Consider the following 17,407-nt stretch of genomic DNA (forward strand, 5'->3'; position numbering starts at 1 on the left):
CGTCTATTGCTCCTTGCTTCTTGCTCCTACTTGTACGCGTAGTTGTAGTAGCCATAGCCGTAGCGGGTGGCGGCCTTGCGCTCCACGGCGTTCAGGATGGCGCCCTTGACGGTAACGCCGGCAGTCTCGAGGCGGCGCGTGGCAATCTCTAGTTCCTTGGCCGGGTTCAACTGGAAGCGAGCGACCATCAAGCTGGTGCCACACTGCTTGCCAACCAGAGAAGCATCGGTCACGGCCAGCACCGGGGGCGTGTCGAGGATCACCAGGTCGAATTCGCTGCTGGCCTGTTCGAGGAAAGCGGTGAAGCTGGCGTGCATGAACAGCTCGGCAGGGTTGGGGGGCGCCGTACCACGCGTGACATAACTCAGGTTTTCGATGCCACTGTCGCGTACCACCTGATCCCAGTTCGTCTTCCCGGAAAGCAGTTCCGAAAGCCCGCTCTCGCTGCTGGCCCCGAAGGCATGGTGGATATGGCCCTTGCGCATGTCCGCGTCCACGACCAGCACCTTCTGGCCACCCATCGCACACACAGTGGCCAGGTTGACCGCGAGGAAGCTCTTGCCGATCCCGGGGCTCGGCCCGGTAATCATCAGGCGATTGTTTCCGGCTTCCAGCATGGCGAAGTGCAGGCTGGTGCGCAGCCCCCTCAGCGCCTCCACGGCAGTGTCGGCGGGGGCGCGCTCAGCCAGGATACCGGTGACGATATCGTGGCCATGACGCGCATGACGGCGTTTCACCCGCTGAACCAGTTTCTGCTGCTCATCGGAGAGCGGTACGCTGGCATAGACCGGCAAACCGACATCCTCGATCTGATCCGGAGACTCCACGCCACGGCGCAGCATCCCCCGCACCAGTACGATACCCACCGAGAGCATGCCACCCAGCAATGTCGCCAGCACCACTATCAGGGGCTTCTTCGGCTCGACCGGGGCGGGTTGGACCACCGCCGGATCGAGAATGCGCACGTTGCCCACGGTGCTGGCCTTGGCAATCTTCATCTCCTGGATCTTGTTGCGCAGTTGCAGGTAGATTTCCTGATTGAGTTCCACGTCGCGGGTATGGCGCAGAACCTGTTGCTGGGTTTCCGGTAGCCTATCGATGCGCTCGTTGAGCCGCTCGCGCTCATTGATCAGCTGCTGCTTCTTCTCCATCAGGGCCGAGTAGGTCGGGTGGCTGGGAGAGAAGCGACGGGACACCTCCGACTCAGTGAACTCCAGTTCGTTGAGTTGCGCCTCCAGGTTGACCAGGCGTTCCAGAATCGACTGGGTCTCCAGCGAGAGGTCGACGCTATCGCGTTCGGTACGATAGTCGTTCAACTCGTCTTCGGCGGCACGCAACTGTGCGCGGATTTCCGGCTCCTGGCCCTCGAGGAAATCCAGGCTCTGCTCGGCCTCGGCGCTCTGTCGTTGGATGTTCTGCGTCAGATACACCTGAGTGATGGCATCCAGGGAACGCACGGCTCGCTGGGCGTCGGGGTCGGTCAGCGTCAGGTCGAGCAGGCCACTATCCTTGCCCTGCTGGCTGACGCTGAAACGTGAGCGCAGGTCATTGATGGCGGCCAGGCGGGAGCGTTTGACCAAGGTGAACTCGGCCCCTGGCGACGCAACGATCTCGGCCACCCGCAGCATGATCTGGCCATTCAGGAAGCGACTATCGACGCCAACCTCGCCCTCACCCAGTGGCTCGCCCTCCATGCTGAGCCGATAGTGCCCCTCCTTGCCCGTCGTCAGCGTGAATGCCCGGCCGAGTAGCGGCGAATCTACCTGGAAATCGCCAATGTTGATCGCTTCCTCTGCCCACACGCTGCTCTCGGCGAAGCCTGGCCGCTCGATGCCCAGGCGCACCAGAAAATCACCGATGACCGGCACGCGTTGCGGCTTGACCACCAGATCAAGACGCTCCTGGTCCACCGCGCGCCCCAGCACCAGTCGGGAACGTAGGATGCCCAATTGCGCATCGGCGCTCGGCTCCTCGCCGAGCATGGCACGCACATCTTCAAGCGGGTTGCTCATGCCTGCCTTGTTTTCCACCTGAACCAGCGCATCCGCCCGGTAGATCGGCGTGGAAAGCAAGGCATAGGCCCCCCCCCCCAAAGCAAACAGGAAGGTAATGCCGATGATCCACCACTTGTGGTCCAGCAGGATGCCGAAGAGGCGGCCAAGGTCGATTTCGTCATCGGCCAAGGCAGGAGCCGAGCGCTGAGGTGAGGCTGGTGTGTCTGTCATGGGAGCACTTTGAAAGAGAGCAAGGAGTCAAGAAGATGGGGGAGGTTTGTTCCTACAGCCTATTGGCCCAGGCAGTAGTCGCGTCCTTGAGCAGCTGATGGACGTGCTCAAACGCCTTGCGGCTCTTGCGATAGGGGTCGGGGATCTCGCGGCCCTTGCCACCGTCGAGCCACTTACCGAGCAGCAGGGTCTTGCCCAGGGCTTGCGGGGCCAGGTCGGCGACGGCGTGGCGCTGGCCTTCGCTCATCACGAGAATCATGTCGGCCTCGGTCAACATCTCGCCGGTGAGTTGGCGAGCCTGGTGGTCGGCCACGAACAGTCCGTCGGCCTCGGCGAGCTTTCGAGCCATGGGCTCGACGCCGTGGCCAACCAGGGCACCCAGCCCGGCGGACGTGACCCGCCGGCCGGGCATAGCCGCGGCCAACATGGCTGAAGCCACCGGACTCCGGCAGATGTTACCGGTGCAGACGACCAGAATGTGCTGGAACATCAGATATCATCTCGCAGGTCGTTGACATCACGCGTTGTCCGAGTGACCTGGTAAACGGCGGTGACCGTTGGCAGCAGCTGATTGATCACGCGGTTCCAGCGGCCCAGTGACGTCGTGGTGACGTAGACGACGTCGGTCGGCTCGAGAAGGAACTCGGTACCCAGCACCATGGCGGCGGCATTACGCGCGTCCAGCTGATAGACGGTCGCCAGTTTGTCGCTGCGCCCCGCGTGGCGCCGGAAGACGAAGATGCCGCTGGCGTCGGCTTGCGCCTCGTCGAAGCTCCCGGCGCGGCTGAGCGCCTCGGTCAAGCTGATGCGCGAACGCCCCATGGGCAGGGCCTGTGGCTCACCCACCTCCCCCATCACGAAGACCTGCTGGCTGCCCAGGTCCGGCACATGCAGAACGTCGCCGTCACCCAGCAGCAGATCCTCGCTGAGGTCGCCCTCGTTGAGCATGTCGTAGAGCGACAGCGAGCGCCGGTTGCCGTCGCGCAGCAGGATAACGTCATGCCAGTTGGCCCCTGGGGCGAGCCCGCCGGCCAAGCTGATGGCATCCAGCACGGTCATCGGCACATTGGTGATCGGCAAGCGCCCGGGCTCGCTGACCTCCCCTGTGACCTTGACCTCCTGCGAATTGAAGGCGGCGATCTTCACCTCGACCTGTGGCTCGGCGATAAAGGGATCGAGACGCCGCGCGATCTCGTCACGCACCTCCGTGACGGTCCGTCCCACCACATCGACGTCCCCAATGAAGGGATAGAAGATGGTGCCATCCTGATGGACGGTGTTGCCGGCCTCCGCTGCACTGCGCTCGCTGCCGGTGGGGATCGTCAGCTCCGGATGGTCGTAGACGATGATGCTCAGCACGTCGCCCTTGCCGATGCGGTAGTCATAGGCCTCGATCTGCGCGCGCTGCTCCTTGCTGACCTCACTGAGCCGATCGGCATCCAGCGCCGGACGCTGGGCATTGATCAGCCCAAGGGTGATGGGCTCAATATCGACGAGATCGTCGACAGGGGCGCTCTCGGTGCGGGATTGGAAATGGCTACCTGGCGAATAGGCGCAGCCGGACAGGAGGATGGCACCACTCAGTGCCAGCAGCAGATTGATGAACGATGAACGGCGCATAAAAATAAGGGGAAGCCTGTGATAGGGGATGACCAGAGCGTTCGAGCACGCTACCGCCCCAGGGTGTGGCGTATCCCCGCGGCCGGTCGCTGTTCGACGTCGTGTAAACATTAGTTACGAACAGCTAATAATAGAAATTAGCTGTTGAGTAGTGGTGTCTGAGAAGGTGAGGACTCTACATGCGGCGGTAGGAGATTTGCAATGTCCGAGGATGGCAAACGGCGTAATGTACGAGATCTCCTACAAAAGGGCACCTGCAGCCCCCATTTCTGAAGCATGTCATGCCTATTTTTTCCAATACAGCCAAGACATCATCGTGTTAAGGACTTACCATGACTCACGCTGAGATGTCAGGATTGGCAGCCAAATCGTATTAGCTGCTTTACGCAACACGAGGGGAAGACACGATGTTCAAGAAAACCACTGCATTGATCGCTATCACCGGGATGTTGGCGTCGCCGCTGGCCATGGCCCAGTCGGAAACTGGCACCGCGACGGGTGCCGGAACCGGTACGGGCGCTGGGGCAAGTGCGGGTGCGGGAGCTGGCGCGGCTTCCGCGACCGGCGTCGCCGCTGGCGGTGCTGCCACCTCCGGCGGCCTGGCCGGCCTGGCTGCCGCTACCGGCCTTTCCACCGCGGCCCTCACCGGCCTGGCCGTCGCTGGGGCCGTGGCGGTGGGAGTCGGCGTCAGTGCTGCGGGTGGCGGCGGTGACGATGGCAGCTCCGGCACCACGGGGACCACTGGTACCAACTGATCATGTACCGAAGGTCGAAAACAGGTAACTATCGAGACCGCCTGCGGGCGGTCTTGCTTTGCGCCCTGCCGCTGCTGCTGGTCGGCTGTGCCAGCTCGGGGGCAACGCCACTGGGGGCCTCACTTCAGGCGCTGTGGCCGACTGACGACCGCATAAGTGAACAGGCCGCATCAGTTCCCCACGCCACGCTGTCGGCCCGTCTGGGCGATGTTCAGGGCCTGCTGGTGATGGGCGCCCAGGTGGGCGATATCAGCTACTGGCCCTCTCGCGGCGGCGGCGTTCTCGAGCTGCATGATGGCGGCCTGCATGCCACCGCAGGACTACCCGAAGATCTCCTGGGCACCCACTATGGCGACGCTTTGCCCTGGCGCCAGGACGCCCCCTATCCGTTCACGCTGGTACGCCACTGGCGCGATAGCGGCGGAGAGGTACGGCGAGGCGAGGCAAGTGGCGAGATGCGCTGCGCAGACGCCGAGAGGGTCGAGCTCCCCTTGGGGAAACGGGCGCTTGAGCGCTGCGAAGCGTCCCTCACCTGGCCCAGTGGCAAGACGACCTCTTCGACCTTCTGGCGTGACCCGGTCAGCCGCCATCTCTGGGCAGTACGTGAGTCGCCCTGGCCCGGCGCCCCGACAATGCAGTGGCAGGTCGCCCGTCACTGGTGGTAATTCCCAAGGCAGCCTTTTCCATGTGCAGAAACCTGTTACTGGCCGCCGTTCTGGCCACGCTCCCTTTAGTTTCCCAGGCCCAGCCGGCGATGGTACCGCCCTCTCTGGTGGAGGCCTGGCTGGCCTGGCAGGAAGCGCGCCAGAGCCACGACCAGCCGCCCTTCGACTGGGCCTACAGCTATGCACTGCGCGACAGCGATGCCGCTGACCTGGAGGCTCGTCAGGCGCGCCTCGAGGCCGAGTTAACGGGGCTGGCAGCGGTGGTGACGGCCCACGGCGACCGACCTACGGGCCGGTGGCTAGCAGTCTGGGGCCAGGCACTGGCCGAATACGAAGCCCTGCCCGCTCGCTCCCCTGAGCCATTGGGCCTGCCCGAGTTGGCGAGTGACTTGCGCCACAATCCCGCGATGGCGGACATCACCCTGCTCGGCACCTGCACGCCACCAGGCTGGATCGAAGCCTGGACACGGCACGGGGTCGAGCGGTTGGACTGGCAACCGGGCATGACACTGGATAATGTCCTGGACGCCCTGCCCCCCGAGGCTACCGGGGGAATCGACACCGCCGTGGTCATCGCGCCCACTGGCGAACAGCACGAGCGCGGCATTGCCGCCTGGAACCACCAGACCGCCCCGCTGGCGCCTGGTGCCAGGGTCGTCATTCAACTCCCTGACCGGGGCCTTGGCGGCACCCGCGAAGGCGACCTCATCAACCGCGAACTCGTCGCCTGGCTCGCCAGCCGCCTCCCCGGCGACGACTGCACCCAGTGGGAGGTGAAATGAGCCGAAGGCATGCAGGGAGCGAGGGGGCTAGCCGCAAGCTACAAGCTCCCAGGCGGCAAGTGATCAAGGGGCAAGGGGTCAAGGGAATGCGTAGAAAAGGGAAAGTAGAAAGCAAGAAAGGTGAAAGTACAAAGGGGCTTTAGATGTTGAAAAAAGAACAAGGCAAACAAGGAAGCAAGGTGCGACAGCCCACTTTTCACTTTCTCCTTTTTACTTTCCTCCCTCTTACCGTCGCGGCAGCTCCCGCGCTTGGCGCTGGCAGTCCCGAGCGATTGGGACTCGGCCAGAGCGACTTCGGCGGCGTCGGGCTGATGCAGACGCCCAGCGCGCGCATGAGCGAGCCCGGCCATTTCGCGGCGAGTTGGAGTCGGACTGCCCCGTATCGCCGCTATTCGGTGTTCGTGCAACCCACCGAATGGCTGGAAGCGGGCTTCCGCTATGTCTCGGTGGAGAACCGCCTCTTCGGCCCGAGCATTGCCGGGGAACGGGATTACCTCGACAAGGGTATCGACGCCAAGTTTCGGCTGCGCGAGGAGAGCCGCTACTGGCCGCAGTTGGCCGTGGGCCTGCGCGATGCCGGTGGCACCACGCAGTTCGGCGCAGAATACCTGGTGGCCAGCAAGCGCTGGTATGACCTCGATGTCACGCTGGGCCTGGGATGGGGGTACCTGGGTAATGCCGGTGACGTCGGGTCTCCTTTGGGCTGGCTGGACGAGCGCTTTGATGAGCGCCCTGCCGATGCCGGCGGCGACCAAGGCGGCGAGTTCGCCCTGGACCAGCTGTTCCGCGGCCCGATGGCATTCTTCGGAGGCGTGGAGTACCAGACTCCCTGGGAGCCCCTGGTGCTGCAGCTGGAGGTGGAAGGCAACGACTACGCCAGTGAGCCGCAGCGCAACGACCAGGCCCAGAATTCACGCATCAACCTGGGAGCTCGCTACCGGCTCACTGACAATATCGAATTGCGTGCCGGCTGGCAGCGCGGCAATACCGCCATGGCCGGGGTGAGCTTCTCCACCAACCTGGCGGGGCTCGCCCAGGTGAAGCGTGACCCGCCACCCCAGCCGCTCGATGCCTCGCCCGAGGCAGACTGGCCAGCGGTGGCGAGCCGCCTGCGGGATAACGCCGGCATCCTCGTGCGTGAGATCCGCCAGCAGGGTGACGACCTGACCGTGACCGGCGAAGCCACCACCTATCGCAACCTGGCGAAGAGCGAGGCACGCGCCGGCCGAATCCTCGACGCCAATACCGAGGAGGCGGTGGAGACCTTCCGCTACCGCTGGCAGAACCGCGGACTCGACCTCCGCGAGGACGTCCACGACCGGGCAGCCTTCACTGCTGCAGCGGCGTCGAGCGAACAGGCGGACAACCACCGCTACGGCCTCTATGCACACGCCCATCTGGACAAGCCTGGCGGAGAACTGCTCTACCAGGCCGAGCCCCGGCGCTTCAGCTGGCAGGCCGGGCCCGCCATCGAACAGAACTTTGGCGGCCCGGACGGCTATCTGTACCGCCTCTCGGCCTATGCAGCGGCGGAGGTCACCACCGACCCCAATGGCTGGTTCTCCGGGAGCCTGACTGCGACACTCGCCGACAACCTCGACGACTACGACTACATCGCCGACTCCGACCTGCCGCGGGTACGCACCTATCTAGGCGACTACCTGGCCGACGCCGATGTGGGTATCAGCAACCTGCAGTACACCCGCACCGCCCAGCTCGGCGATGACTGGTACGCCATGGGCTATGCGGGGCTGCTGGAAATGATGTATGCCGGTGCCGGAGGCGAGCTGCTCTACCGGCCCTTCAATAGTCCGCTGGCCCTAGGCGCGGACCTCAACTGGGTGCGCCAGCGCGAGTTCGACCAGCAGTTCGGCCTACGCGACTATGACGCCTGGACCGGCCACCTGAGCGCTTACCTGGAAACCGGCATCGAGGACGTGCTGGCCAAGATCAGCGTAGGGCGCTACCTCGCCGGCGATGTCGGCACCACCCTGGACCTTTCCCGGGAATTCGACAACGGCGTGCGCATCGGCGCCTGGGCCACCTTCACCGATGCCGGCGATGCCTTCGGCGAGGGCAGCTTCGACAAGGCGCTGTACCTCTCCATCCCCCTGGACGCCTTCTTCGTGCGCTCCAGCCGCAACCGCGCCAGTATCGCCTGGCAGCCCCTCACCCGCGACGGTGGCGCCCGCCTGAACCGCCGCTACCAGCTCTACGACCTCACCGAGGAACGCGACCTCGGCCGCTATTGGGACGACTACGACCGCAGTTGGGAGTAGGCGCTTTAGCCATGGCGCTATTGTGGGAGTCCTGGAAGTATTGTGGGAGTCATGGGGGTATTGTGGGAGCTGTGCTTGCACGGCGATTCTCTGCCAGCCGCTTTTCGCCGTGCAAGCACAGCTCCCACAACATCAACCCTCAATCACCCAAATAATCTCGGCCTAGTGATCCTACCCAGTAGCAGTGGACACCCCGTTAACGCAGTACACTGCAACGAGGTGACCCATGGCGAAGCAAGCTACCCCGATGAAGAAGACCCGCGCACGACACTCCGATGCCTACCGTGAGGAGGCTTTGGCTCTTGCTGATCGCGTCGGTGTCACAGCCGCCGCCCGTGATCTTGGCCTTCAGCCCAGCCAGCTCTACCAGTGGCGGGCCAAGGTCCAGCAAAAGCAGAACGCCTCTGAACGTGAGCAAGCCTTGGCCGAAGAGAATGCTCGACTCAAACGCCAACTAGCTGAAATATCGGAGGAATTAGCGATCACAAAAAAGGCAGTGTACTTTGCGAAGAACCTGAAGTGAAGTACACCTTCATCCGCCAGCACCGCGAGGTGTTCAGTATCCAGCGCATGTGCTCGGTCCTTGGTGTTGCCCGCAGCGGCTACTACGCCTGGTTGAAGAGCGACAACATCCCCTCGGCTCGTCGCCAACGGCAGACCGAGATCAACCAGCGGGTGGCCCTTGCCTACCACTACCGGAAGGGGCGCTCCGGCGCCCCCAGACTGGCATTGGATCTACACGACGAGGGCCTGCCCTTGAACCCCAAGACGGTCGCCGCCAGCCTCCAACGGCAAGGCCTGCGAGCCAAGGCGGCACGGAAGTTCAAGGCCACTACGAACTCCCGGCACTCGCTGCCGGTGGCACCCAACTTGCTGCAGCAGGACTTCACCGCAGTGTCACCGAACCAAAAGTGGGTCGGCGACATCACGTATCTTGCGACCGGGGAAGGATGGCTTTATCTGGCGGTGCTGATCGACCTCTACTCGCGCAAGGTGATCGGCTGGGCGATGAGCGAGCGCATGACCGCTGACCTTGTCGGCGATGCCCTCCAGATGGCCCTGTGGAGTCGCAAGATGCCCAAGAACGTGATCGTGCATAGTGACCGTGGCAGCCAGTATTGTTCGACGCTATACCAGTCCCTGCTGACCCGGCACGAGCTGCGTTGCAGCATGAGTGCCAAGGGCAACTGTTACGACAACGCCTGTGCCGAGAGCTTTTTCCATAGCCTCAAGGTCGAGGCGATCCATGGAGAGAGCTTCGAAACCAGGGAAGCCATGCGGCGACAGGTGTTCGAGTTCATCGAGCTGGACTACAACCGGCAGCGCCGGCACAGTGCGATTGGGATGATCAGCCCAGAGGCCTTCGAGGCCCGAATGATCGCTTAGATCGGTGTCCACAATTGCTGGGTAAGATCACTTCGACCTTCGACCTTCGACCTTCGACCTTAGTCGTAGACAAGCGTTTGACCTCCGGTATAATGGCCAACACGCTCACATCCAGCCGTTCATAACCAACAGGGCCGTCAGAGCCCCGGAGAGTCACGGTGCACGTCAAGCAGATCGCTACCATCTGGGACCAGCCCCTCCCCGCGAGCCCGCTACGCTCGGCGAAGCGCCGCCGCAGCACCGAACGCTCCCTGAGCACCCGGAGCCGCCACGTGGCCCGCATGCCGCGCTTCTATCTGTAAGCGCCGTATCTGATGGCCTGGCCTCTCGCGGAGTAAAGGAACTCGGAAGCCGCCATGACCGCCATTCTACTGTTGCTGCACCTACTGGGCGCCACCATCTGGACCGGCGGCCACCTGATACTGGCGATAACCATCCTGCCGCGGGTGCTGCGCGGGCGTGACGTAGCGGCGCTTCACTGGTTCGAGGAGGGCTACGAGAAGCTCGGCATGCCGGCGCTGGTAGTCCAGATCATCACCGGGCTATGGCTGGCGTGGCAGAAGATGCCCTCCCTGGCGCTGTGGTTCTCGGCCGAAGGTGGCCCAGTGGCGCAGCTGATCCAGGCAAAACTCGTGCTGCTCGGCCTCACCGCCCTGGTGGCGGCCCACGCCCGCTTCCGGGTCATCCCGCGCCTCTCGCCCGCCACCCTGCCGCTGATGGGCTGGCATATCCTCGCCGTCACCGTGCTCTCGGTGCTGTTCGTGGTGGTGGGTCTGTCGTTCCGGGTGCGCTGGGGGTTCTGAACGGCCCCCTTTGAGGAAATCAAGGACAAACCCCCGCACTAACTGGAAATACCCCCCTTGTCCTCGCCCACACAAGCACGCCGCCGATCATCGATCGGCGGCGTGCTTGAGTCTTGCGATGTCCAGGCCCGAAGGCCGGGGATCTAACGCTTACTTGGCAGCCTTGGGAGCAGCTTCCTTGACGGCCTTGGTGGCGGTCTCGGTGGCTTCCTTGGTGCTTTCCTGAGCTTGCTTGACGCTGCTCTCGGTCAGCTTCTGGCTTTCCTCGACGAACTCCTGCTGCAGGGCCACGGCCTTCTCGGCATCGCCCTTCATGCGCTCGGTCAGCTCTTGGGCGACCTTCTGCTGGCCTTCCATGTAGCTTTTCAGGCCTTCGGCGTCCTTGACGTCCACCAGGCTGCGCAGCTGCGCCAGGCTGGTGTCGGTGTAGGCCTTGGTGGCCTCGAGTTGGGCGTTGACCAGCTTCTCGGTGTAATCGACGGAGAGAGAAGCGAAGGCGCGTGCTGGAGCGAAGAACATGGACTCGAGCTGAGCGGTGTCAAACTGCTTGGTGTCAAAAGCGAATGCGTTGGTCATGAGGGAACCTCCTGGTTCTGGATGACATGGAGCGGGAGATCCCCGCTCTGATGCAGTGCACAATAACAGGCATTTTGGTGCAGTGCAACATTCAGGGCGGAAGAGAAAGGGGCAAGGGGCAAGGGGCAAGGGGCAAGCAGAAGGCTAAAACGCCGGCACCGCATCGTGCTGCGCTTTACATCGATTGCCTGCCCCGCGACACTGGCGGCTTACATTCCGATACGAATCGGTATGAGAAAACTAAGCCCTTCGGGCCGCAGGGACTGCCATGACCACCGACACCGCCCCCAACCGCCGCCTGATCAAGTGGTTCATCGGCACGGCGATCTTCACCTTTACCGTGCTGCTGCATATCACCTTCCCCAATATGGGTGGCTCGGGGTTACGCCTGCCCTTCAATGCCACCGTCTGGATGGGCGTCGGCCTGATGATGGCGCTCTCCATGTGGCCCGCCACTCGCGGGGTGATCCGCTACAGCAAGTTCCATATCGGGCTCGGGTTGCTGCTGCTGGCCCTATGGCTGCCCTTCCTGTGGACCTGGAACGAGGCCTCGCTGATTGCCCTGCCGCGGATGCTCACCGTCACCGCCGGGGCCATCCTGCTGCTGGGGCTCGCCCAGTTGCAACTGACCCGCCGCGACTGGTGGTGGCTGGGCATCGCGATGCTGCTTGGAGCCCTGCTGGAAACTGCACTGGGCTATGTACAGTTCTACCTGCTCGAGCAAGGCAACTGGCTGGGGTACAACCCGGCGACTGGCAGACCCTATGGCATCTTCCAGCAGGTCAATGTGATGGCCAGCTTCCTCGTGACGGGCCTGGTGGTCTCGGCCTGGCTCTTCGGGGAAGCGCGCGACAACAAGCTTGAGCGCGGCGTCATCCTGCTGGCCCCACTCTTCATGCCGGCCCTGATACTGGTGATTGCTTCACGTGCGGGCTGGCTGGCGGCATTCATCGCGGTACCCATGGTACTCCTGCACCTTTGGCACCTTGACCGCTCCCGTTTCAGGGCCTGGGCAGGCACCTTGGCCGCAGGCTGCCTGCTGGCAATGGTCGTCATGTTCAGCCCTGGCGAAGATAAAGGCGGACGAAGTGCCGAATCGATTTCGTCCCAAGGCTACCGCCCTCAGGTCTATGAACACAGCCTGCGCATGATCGCCGAGAAGCCCATCACCGGCTGGGGCTATGGCCGGTTTCAGCATGATTTCCTGCACAGCCATGCAGACTGGCGCACCGCCGAGGAAGGCCGTGCAACCCTCAAGGAGCACTACAGCCACCCGCATAACGAGTTGCTCTACTGGGGGATTGAGGGCGGGCTGCTGCCGATGTTGGCAATACTGGCCTTCGCGGGTTGGGTGGCCTGGCGTTTAAGGGTACATGGCCCGCGAGGAGAAAGGTTGATGCTCACCGCCCTGCTGCTGCCGCTTGGGCTGCATAGCATGACGGAGCTGCCGTTCTACCACTCATTAGGGCACTGGTTGGCATTTCTGTTGTTGCTGGGCATGGTGGTAAACCTTTGTTGGCAGACGAAAGAGAAGCACAACCGTTATACCTTCGGGATCCGGGTAGTAGCTTGTTTGGCAGTGCCAGTACTAGGCGTTTTCATGGCGACGCACCTGCATACGCTATGGCAGGTGAAATCTGTTTTGGAAACACAAGGAAAAAATACAGGCGCCTTGAATCGGGTAATCAACCCTTTCGGTATTCCACATGATCTAGAGTTTCTCGTCATGACGCAACAGCTCGCCGCGGCACGAGCACTAAGAATGGGAGGGGCGGTGCAGGACTATCAGGAGTGGGCAGAAGAGGAGGCAAGGATGGTACCTGGACCCGAACTCTACCTTAATCTACTCGAAGCCGAGAGTTTCTATAAAAGCCAAGAAAAAATAGTAGCCAAAAGGGTGAAATATTTATTTCCCGAGATCAATATTTCCAATCAGACTATCGAAAAAAATAACACTAAAAATGATAAATGACGATCTGATTGAACCAGTGATTTTTATCAAATAAAAAATCCAGCAGTCGACATTGTGCCGGCCGCTGGATGAATCAGGCGAGATAGGTCAAATCGCGATTAGCTTATCGACATTCTGCAGGAGCCGCCGCAGCTGGCAAAGTTCCTACGGTTCCAACACCTGATGAACCAGCAGCTCTACACTCCCACGCGATACGGCCTTTGGGTGGAGTATAGGTGCTACTAGAATCAGGCAAAGCGGATGCAGTTGAACCGCTTGCCTGAGTAGGAGTAAGGTAAAGCACGTTACTACCAGATTCGGCAACAGTGGTTGTATATGTAATCGTAATCTCACCAGTTGTATCGCTAATTGCTACAGATGTAACATAATCTGTAGCACTTGGCGCTGTAAAGCCTTGGCTATATGTCTCACCTGAAAAAGCATTTTCGGCAACAGTTGTTTTTGCTGAGGCTGCTAAGCTTAGGCCCTCCGTCACCCTAGCTCTTGTAATATAGTCCTGATAAGCGGGAATCGCAATCGCCGCCAAGATACCGATAATCGCCACGACGATCATCAGCTCGATCAGGGTAAAACCGCCCTGCCCGGTCTTCACATACTTCTGCATGCCTTGTTTCTTCATGATGGTGCCCCTTGCTGGTTGCCGCTGGCCGTCTGCTCTGGGTTGCGTGTGGCCGTTGCGGTGTTTCGTTGGGTGGCTGAGTCTAGGTGCCCTGATCATCCTAGGGGGCATGATCATCGAGCTGCAAGTCGATACGTCGAACCGAGCGCTCCCACAAGGGCCCTTTGCCCTACCACCATTTCTGTACGTTCTTGCGCTGGATCGGCATGATTCCGGGGCCGACCCTACACTTACATTACTTTACGCTTTGCAACGCTGCAAGAATTTTTACCGACGATCTGCTACCTGCACTGGGCGAGTCGTGCCATTTCTCATACGGCCGGTTGAGGTCCCGGGCAGGCAAAGGGTTGAAAGGCCGTGGTACAGCGCTGGGCGGGGGGTGGCCTGAGGGGCTAGAATCAGCGGAGCTGTCGAACTGCTGCTACTTCATGAGGCGCCATGAACGACTACCGCCCCCCCTCTCCCGAGAAGCCCCCACCGCCGCCTGAGCCCGCGACTTCGGCGCTGCATGGCGCCACTCATCGCAGCGGGCTGCGTGGCCTGGCGCGGCGCATGGTCAGCGATGGCCGGATGAGCGAGGCAGCCGCTGTGCGCGCCGAGACAGAGGCTCGCGAGGGCGAGATGTCGCTGCTGCAGCATCTGATCGAGGCGGGCATGGTGCCGGCCCGCCTGGCCACGCTAACCGCGGCCCGGGAGTATGGCCTGCCGATCATCGACCTGGACGCCATCCGCCTGGAAAGCCTGCCGCCCGCCAAGGAGTACCCGGACAAGATCCTGCGCCGGCTGGGCGTGCTGCCGCTGGTGCGCCACGCGCATCAGCTGACCGTGGCCGTGCCCTACCCCTCCACGCTGGCCCTGCTCGACGAGTTGCAGTTTGCCACCGGCCTGACGCCGGAGGGCATTCTCGCCCCGGTGGACCAGCTCGGCCCGGTATTGGAGAGCTATCTCGCCAACAGCGAGAAGAGCATGCTCGATGCCCTGGGCGATGTCGACGAGGCCGTGGGTCAGCTGGCCTTTGATGAGGGCGTGGTCGACGCCAGCGACGAGCAGGCGGCGGTGGCCGCGGCCGGCGACGACGCCCCCATCGTCAAGTTCGTCAACAAGATCCTGCTGGATGCGATCCATCGCGGCGCCTCGGATATCCACTTCGAGCCCTACGAGACCAGCTACCGGGTGCGCTTTCGCATCGACGGCATTCTCCACGACGTGGCCCACCCGCCCTTTGCCATGCGCACGCGCATCTCGGCGCGCCTCAAGGTGATGTCGAGGCTGGATATCTCGGAACGCCGCCTGCCCCAGGACGGCGCCATCAAGCTCAAGCTCTCCACCACCCGCTCCATCGACTTTCGCGTCAACTCGCTGCCCACCGTATACGGCGAGAAGGTGGTGCTGCGCATCCTCGACCCCAGCTCGGCGCAGATGGGCATCGAACAGCTGGGCTTCACGCCCGAGCAGCGCGCCATGTACGAGAGCGTGCTCGACGACCCCCAGGGCATGATCCTCGTCACCGGCCCCACCGGCAGCGGCAAGACGGTAACCCTCTACACCGGCATCAATATTCTCAACCAGGTGGAACGCAACATCTGCACCGCCGAGGATCCGGTGGAGATCAAGGTGCCGGGAGTCAACCAGGTGAACGTGCTGCCCAAGATCGGCCTGACCTTCGCCAGCGCCCTGCGCGCCTTCCTGCGCCAGGATCCGGACGTGGTGATGGTCGGCGAGATCCGCGACCTGGAGACCGCCGAGATCGCCGTCAAGGCCTCCCAGACCGGTCACCTGGTGCTCAGCACCGTGCACACCAACTCGGCGGCGGAGACGCTGAGCCGCCTGGCCAACATGGGCGTGGCGCCGTTCAATATCGCCAGTTCGGTGAGCCTGATCATCGCCCAGCGCCTGGCGCGGCGGCTTTGCAAGCAGTGCAAGCAGCCGGCGGACATCCCGCACGAGGTACTGCGCCAGCAGGGCTTCACCGACGACGAAGTGGCCAATGCCACCATCTACGAGCCGGTGGGATGCAAGAAATGCACCCAGGGCTTCAAGGGGCGGGTGGGCATCTACGAAGTGGTGCCGATCAGTGACGACATGAGCCACCTGATCATGACCGAAGGCAACTCCCGCGACTTCGACACCCAGGCGCGCAAGGAGGGCCACCCGGACCTGCGCCGCAGCGGGATCCTGAAGGTGATGCAGGGACTGACCAGCCTGGCCGAGATCAACCGGATAACCAAGGACTGACAAGCGGCCAAGCGGCCAAGCGGCCAATATTATTGTGGGAGCGGTGCTCGCACCGCGAAAGGCGGAGAGCACAAAATTGCCGTGCAAGTCGAAGCGTCGAACCGACAGCTCCCACAATGGCTACAGCAGCACCGAGGCTTTAGGAGCACAGACCACAAAAACAGCTCCAATCACCAAAACGCAGGGACAGGGACGACGAAGATGGCAACGAGAACCATGCGCAAGCCGCAGAAGACCAAGCTCTACCGCTGGCGGTGGACGGGGCTGGGGCCCAATGGCCGCAAGATGGGTGGCGAGATGATCGCGCCCAAGCGCGGCGAGGTGGAAAAGCTGCTCAAGGGCCAGAGCATCGCGATCAAGAATATCCGCCGCAAGAGTGCCATCGGCGGCGGCATGGGTTCGATCAAGCCCAAGGACATCATGCTCTTCGCCCGCCAGATGGCGACCATGATCCGCGCCGGCGTACCGGTGCTGCAGGCCTTCCAGGTGGTGGCGGAGAGTCTCAAGAAGCCGGCGATGAGTGCCCTGGTGCAGGAGCTGATGAACGACGTGGCGGCCGGCTCCAGCTTCTCAGAGGCACTCAGGCGACATCCCCAACAGTTCGACCGGCTGTTCGCCAATCTGGTGGAGGCCGGGGAGCAGTCCGGTTCGCTGGACAGCATGCTCGAGCGGGTGGCGGCTTACAAGGAGAAGATCGAATCGCTCAAGGGCCGCGTCAAGAAGGCGCTCTGGTACCCGGCGGCGGTGATCGCCGTGGGCATCGGCGTCACCGCCCTGCTGTTGATCAAGGTGGTGCCGCAGTTCGAGAGCCTCTTCCAGGGCTTCGGCGCCGAGTTGCCGGCCATGACCCGCATGACCATCGCCATGTCGGAGTTTGCCCAGCAGTACTGGTGGTGGGGGGTGCTGGGCCTGGCGGCCTTCATCTTCCTGCTGCGCGCCGCCATGAAGCGCTCCGAGGCCTTTCGCTATCGCATGCATGCGCTCTCGCTGCGCGTGCCGGTGATCGGCGACATTCTGGATAAATCCTCGGTGGCGCGCTATTCACGCACCCTGGCCACCACCTTCGGCGCCGGCGTGCCGCTGGTGGAGGCGCTGGAAACGGCCGAAGGTGCGGCGGGCAACATGGTCTACGAGCGCGCCATCGCCCAGATCCGCGAGGACGTGGCCACCGGCCAGCAGCTCAACTTCGCGATGCGCATGACGGACCAGTTCCCGGCGCTGGCGGTGCAGATGGTGGGCATCGGCGAGGAGGCCGGCTCGCTGGATGCCATGCTCAACCGGGTGGCGGACTACTACGAGGAGGAGGTCGACAACAAGGTGGATACCCTCACCTCGCTGCTCGAGCCCTTCATCATCGTGGTGCTGGGCGTGCTGGTCGGCGGCCTGGTGATCTCGATGTATCTGCCGATCTTCGAGCTGGGGAGTGTGATTTAAGCGCCGAGCGCCAAGCGGCCAAGCGGCCAAGCGGCCAAGCGGCCAAGCGGCCAAGC

13 protein-coding genes and 1 pseudogene are annotated in these 17,407 nt (G+C 62.6%); 9 read left to right on the forward strand and 5 right to left on the reverse strand.

Features of this window, described 5'->3' with window-relative positions:
• Positions 1-26: 26 nt before the first annotated feature.
• The 3 genes from BMY30_RS01555 to BMY30_RS01565 are packed head-to-tail and all read right to left on the reverse strand — an operon-like array spanning position 27 to position 3,845.
• Positions 27-2,225 carry a polysaccharide biosynthesis tyrosine autokinase gene (locus tag BMY30_RS01555; protein ID WP_089709927.1) on the reverse strand — a complete coding sequence of 733 codons (2,199 nt, stop codon included), beginning with the start codon at positions 2,223-2,225 and terminating at the stop codon, positions 27-29.
• Positions 2,226-2,277: 52 nt separating this feature from the next.
• Positions 2,278-2,715, reverse strand: a complete 438-nt coding sequence (locus tag BMY30_RS01560) for a low molecular weight protein-tyrosine-phosphatase (protein WP_089709929.1) — start codon at positions 2,713-2,715, stop codon at positions 2,278-2,280.
• Positions 2,715-3,845, reverse strand: a complete 1,131-nt coding sequence (locus tag BMY30_RS01565; RefSeq protein ID WP_089709931.1) for a polysaccharide export protein — start codon at positions 3,843-3,845, stop codon at positions 2,715-2,717. The genes BMY30_RS01560 and BMY30_RS01565 overlap by 1 nt, the downstream gene beginning before the upstream one ends.
• A 407-nt stretch (positions 3,846-4,252) precedes the next feature.
• Between BMY30_RS01565 and BMY30_RS17775 the strand changes: the two genes are divergently transcribed.
• From BMY30_RS17775 to BMY30_RS01595, 6 genes and pseudogenes are all read left to right on the forward strand, one after another.
• On the forward strand, positions 4,253-4,600 hold the full coding sequence (locus BMY30_RS17775) for a hypothetical protein (protein ID WP_089709933.1): 348 nt from the start codon (positions 4,253-4,255) through the stop codon (positions 4,598-4,600).
• A gap of 2 nt (positions 4,601-4,602) precedes the next feature.
• Positions 4,603-5,265, forward strand: a complete 663-nt coding sequence (locus tag BMY30_RS01575) for a YjbF family lipoprotein (protein WP_089709934.1) — start codon at positions 4,603-4,605, stop codon at positions 5,263-5,265.
• A gap of 20 nt (positions 5,266-5,285) precedes the next feature.
• Positions 5,286-6,047 (forward strand): capsule biosynthesis GfcC family protein, encoded by a 762-nt coding sequence (locus BMY30_RS01580; protein WP_089709936.1) that lies wholly within the window; start codon positions 5,286-5,288, stop codon positions 6,045-6,047.
• A gap of 179 nt (positions 6,048-6,226) precedes the next feature.
• Entirely contained in the window at positions 6,227-8,326 is a 2,100-nt protein-coding gene (locus BMY30_RS01585; protein ID WP_244516090.1) for a YjbH domain-containing protein, read from the forward strand.
• A 226-nt stretch (positions 8,327-8,552) separates the two neighbouring features.
• A pseudogene (locus BMY30_RS01590) lies at positions 8,553-9,712 on the forward strand (IS3 family transposase).
• Positions 9,713-10,068: 356 nt separating this feature from the next.
• A complete protein-coding gene (locus BMY30_RS01595; protein ID WP_089709940.1) occupies positions 10,069-10,515 on the forward strand; it encodes a CopD family protein in 447 nt (148 codons plus the stop codon).
• 150 nt (positions 10,516-10,665) lie between these two features.
• On the opposite strand, the gene BMY30_RS01600 is transcribed toward BMY30_RS01595, so the two are convergent.
• Positions 10,666-11,091 carry a phasin family protein gene (locus tag BMY30_RS01600; RefSeq protein ID WP_089709942.1) on the reverse strand — a complete coding sequence of 142 codons (426 nt, stop codon included), beginning with the start codon at positions 11,089-11,091 and terminating at the stop codon, positions 10,666-10,668.
• Positions 11,092-11,359: 268 nt separating this feature from the next.
• Between BMY30_RS01600 and BMY30_RS01605 the strand changes: the two genes are divergently transcribed.
• Positions 11,360-13,063: a PglL family O-oligosaccharyltransferase gene (locus BMY30_RS01605; RefSeq protein WP_089709944.1), complete on the forward strand. Its 1,704-nt coding sequence runs from the start codon at positions 11,360-11,362 to the stop codon at positions 13,061-13,063.
• A 103-nt stretch (positions 13,064-13,166) separates the two neighbouring features.
• On the opposite strand, the gene BMY30_RS01610 is transcribed toward BMY30_RS01605, so the two are convergent.
• Positions 13,167-13,667: a pilin gene (locus BMY30_RS01610; RefSeq protein WP_089710322.1), complete on the reverse strand. Its 501-nt coding sequence runs from the start codon at positions 13,665-13,667 to the stop codon at positions 13,167-13,169.
• A gap of 453 nt (positions 13,668-14,120) precedes the next feature.
• Here BMY30_RS01610 and pilB point away from each other — a divergent pair, with 453 nt between their 5' ends.
• Complete coding sequence (pilB, locus tag BMY30_RS01615) at positions 14,121-15,917, forward strand: type IV-A pilus assembly ATPase PilB (protein WP_089709946.1); 1,797 nt, start codon at positions 14,121-14,123, stop codon at positions 15,915-15,917.
• A 201-nt stretch (positions 15,918-16,118) separates the two neighbouring features.
• Positions 16,119-17,351, forward strand: coding sequence for a type II secretion system F family protein (locus tag BMY30_RS01620; protein WP_089709948.1), 1,233 nt, complete (start codon positions 16,119-16,121; stop codon positions 17,349-17,351).
• Positions 17,352-17,407 lie beyond the last annotated feature (56 nt).

Source organism: Halomonas daqiaonensis (assembly GCF_900109725.1).
Classification (GTDB): domain Bacteria; phylum Pseudomonadota; class Gammaproteobacteria; order Pseudomonadales; family Halomonadaceae; genus Halomonas; species Halomonas daqiaonensis.

What these genes read in the sequence shown, in the direction of transcription:
- BMY30_RS01605 (WP_089709944.1), top strand. Translation starts at nt 11,360, where the DNA reads ATGACCACCGACACCGCCCCCAACCGCCGCCTGATCAAGTGGTTCATC.
- BMY30_RS01595 (WP_089709940.1), top strand. Translation starts at nt 10,069, where the DNA reads ATGACCGCCATTCTACTGTTGCTGCACCTACTGGGCGCCACCATCTGG.
- BMY30_RS01560 (WP_089709929.1), bottom strand. Translation starts at nt 2,715, where the DNA reads ATGTTCCAGCACATTCTGGTCGTCTGCACCGGTAACATCTGCCGGAGT.
- BMY30_RS01600 (WP_089709942.1), bottom strand. Translation starts at nt 11,091, where the DNA reads ATGACCAACGCATTCGCTTTTGACACCAAGCAGTTTGACACCGCTCAG.
- BMY30_RS01555 (WP_089709927.1), bottom strand. Translation starts at nt 2,225, where the DNA reads ATGACAGACACACCAGCCTCACCTCAGCGCTCGGCTCCTGCCTTGGCC.
- BMY30_RS01575 (WP_089709934.1), top strand. Translation starts at nt 4,603, where the DNA reads ATGTACCGAAGGTCGAAAACAGGTAACTATCGAGACCGCCTGCGGGCG.
- BMY30_RS01620 (WP_089709948.1), top strand. Translation starts at nt 16,119, where the DNA reads ATGGCAACGAGAACCATGCGCAAGCCGCAGAAGACCAAGCTCTACCGC.
- BMY30_RS01580 (WP_089709936.1), top strand. Translation starts at nt 5,286, where the DNA reads ATGTGCAGAAACCTGTTACTGGCCGCCGTTCTGGCCACGCTCCCTTTA.
- BMY30_RS17775 (WP_089709933.1), top strand. Translation starts at nt 4,253, where the DNA reads ATGTTCAAGAAAACCACTGCATTGATCGCTATCACCGGGATGTTGGCG.
- pilB (WP_089709946.1), top strand. Translation starts at nt 14,121, where the DNA reads ATGAACGACTACCGCCCCCCCTCTCCCGAGAAGCCCCCACCGCCGCCT.
- BMY30_RS01565 (WP_089709931.1), bottom strand. Translation starts at nt 3,845, where the DNA reads ATGCGCCGTTCATCGTTCATCAATCTGCTGCTGGCACTGAGTGGTGCC.
- BMY30_RS01610 (WP_089710322.1), bottom strand. Translation starts at nt 13,667, where the DNA reads ATGCAGAAGTATGTGAAGACCGGGCAGGGCGGTTTTACCCTGATCGAG.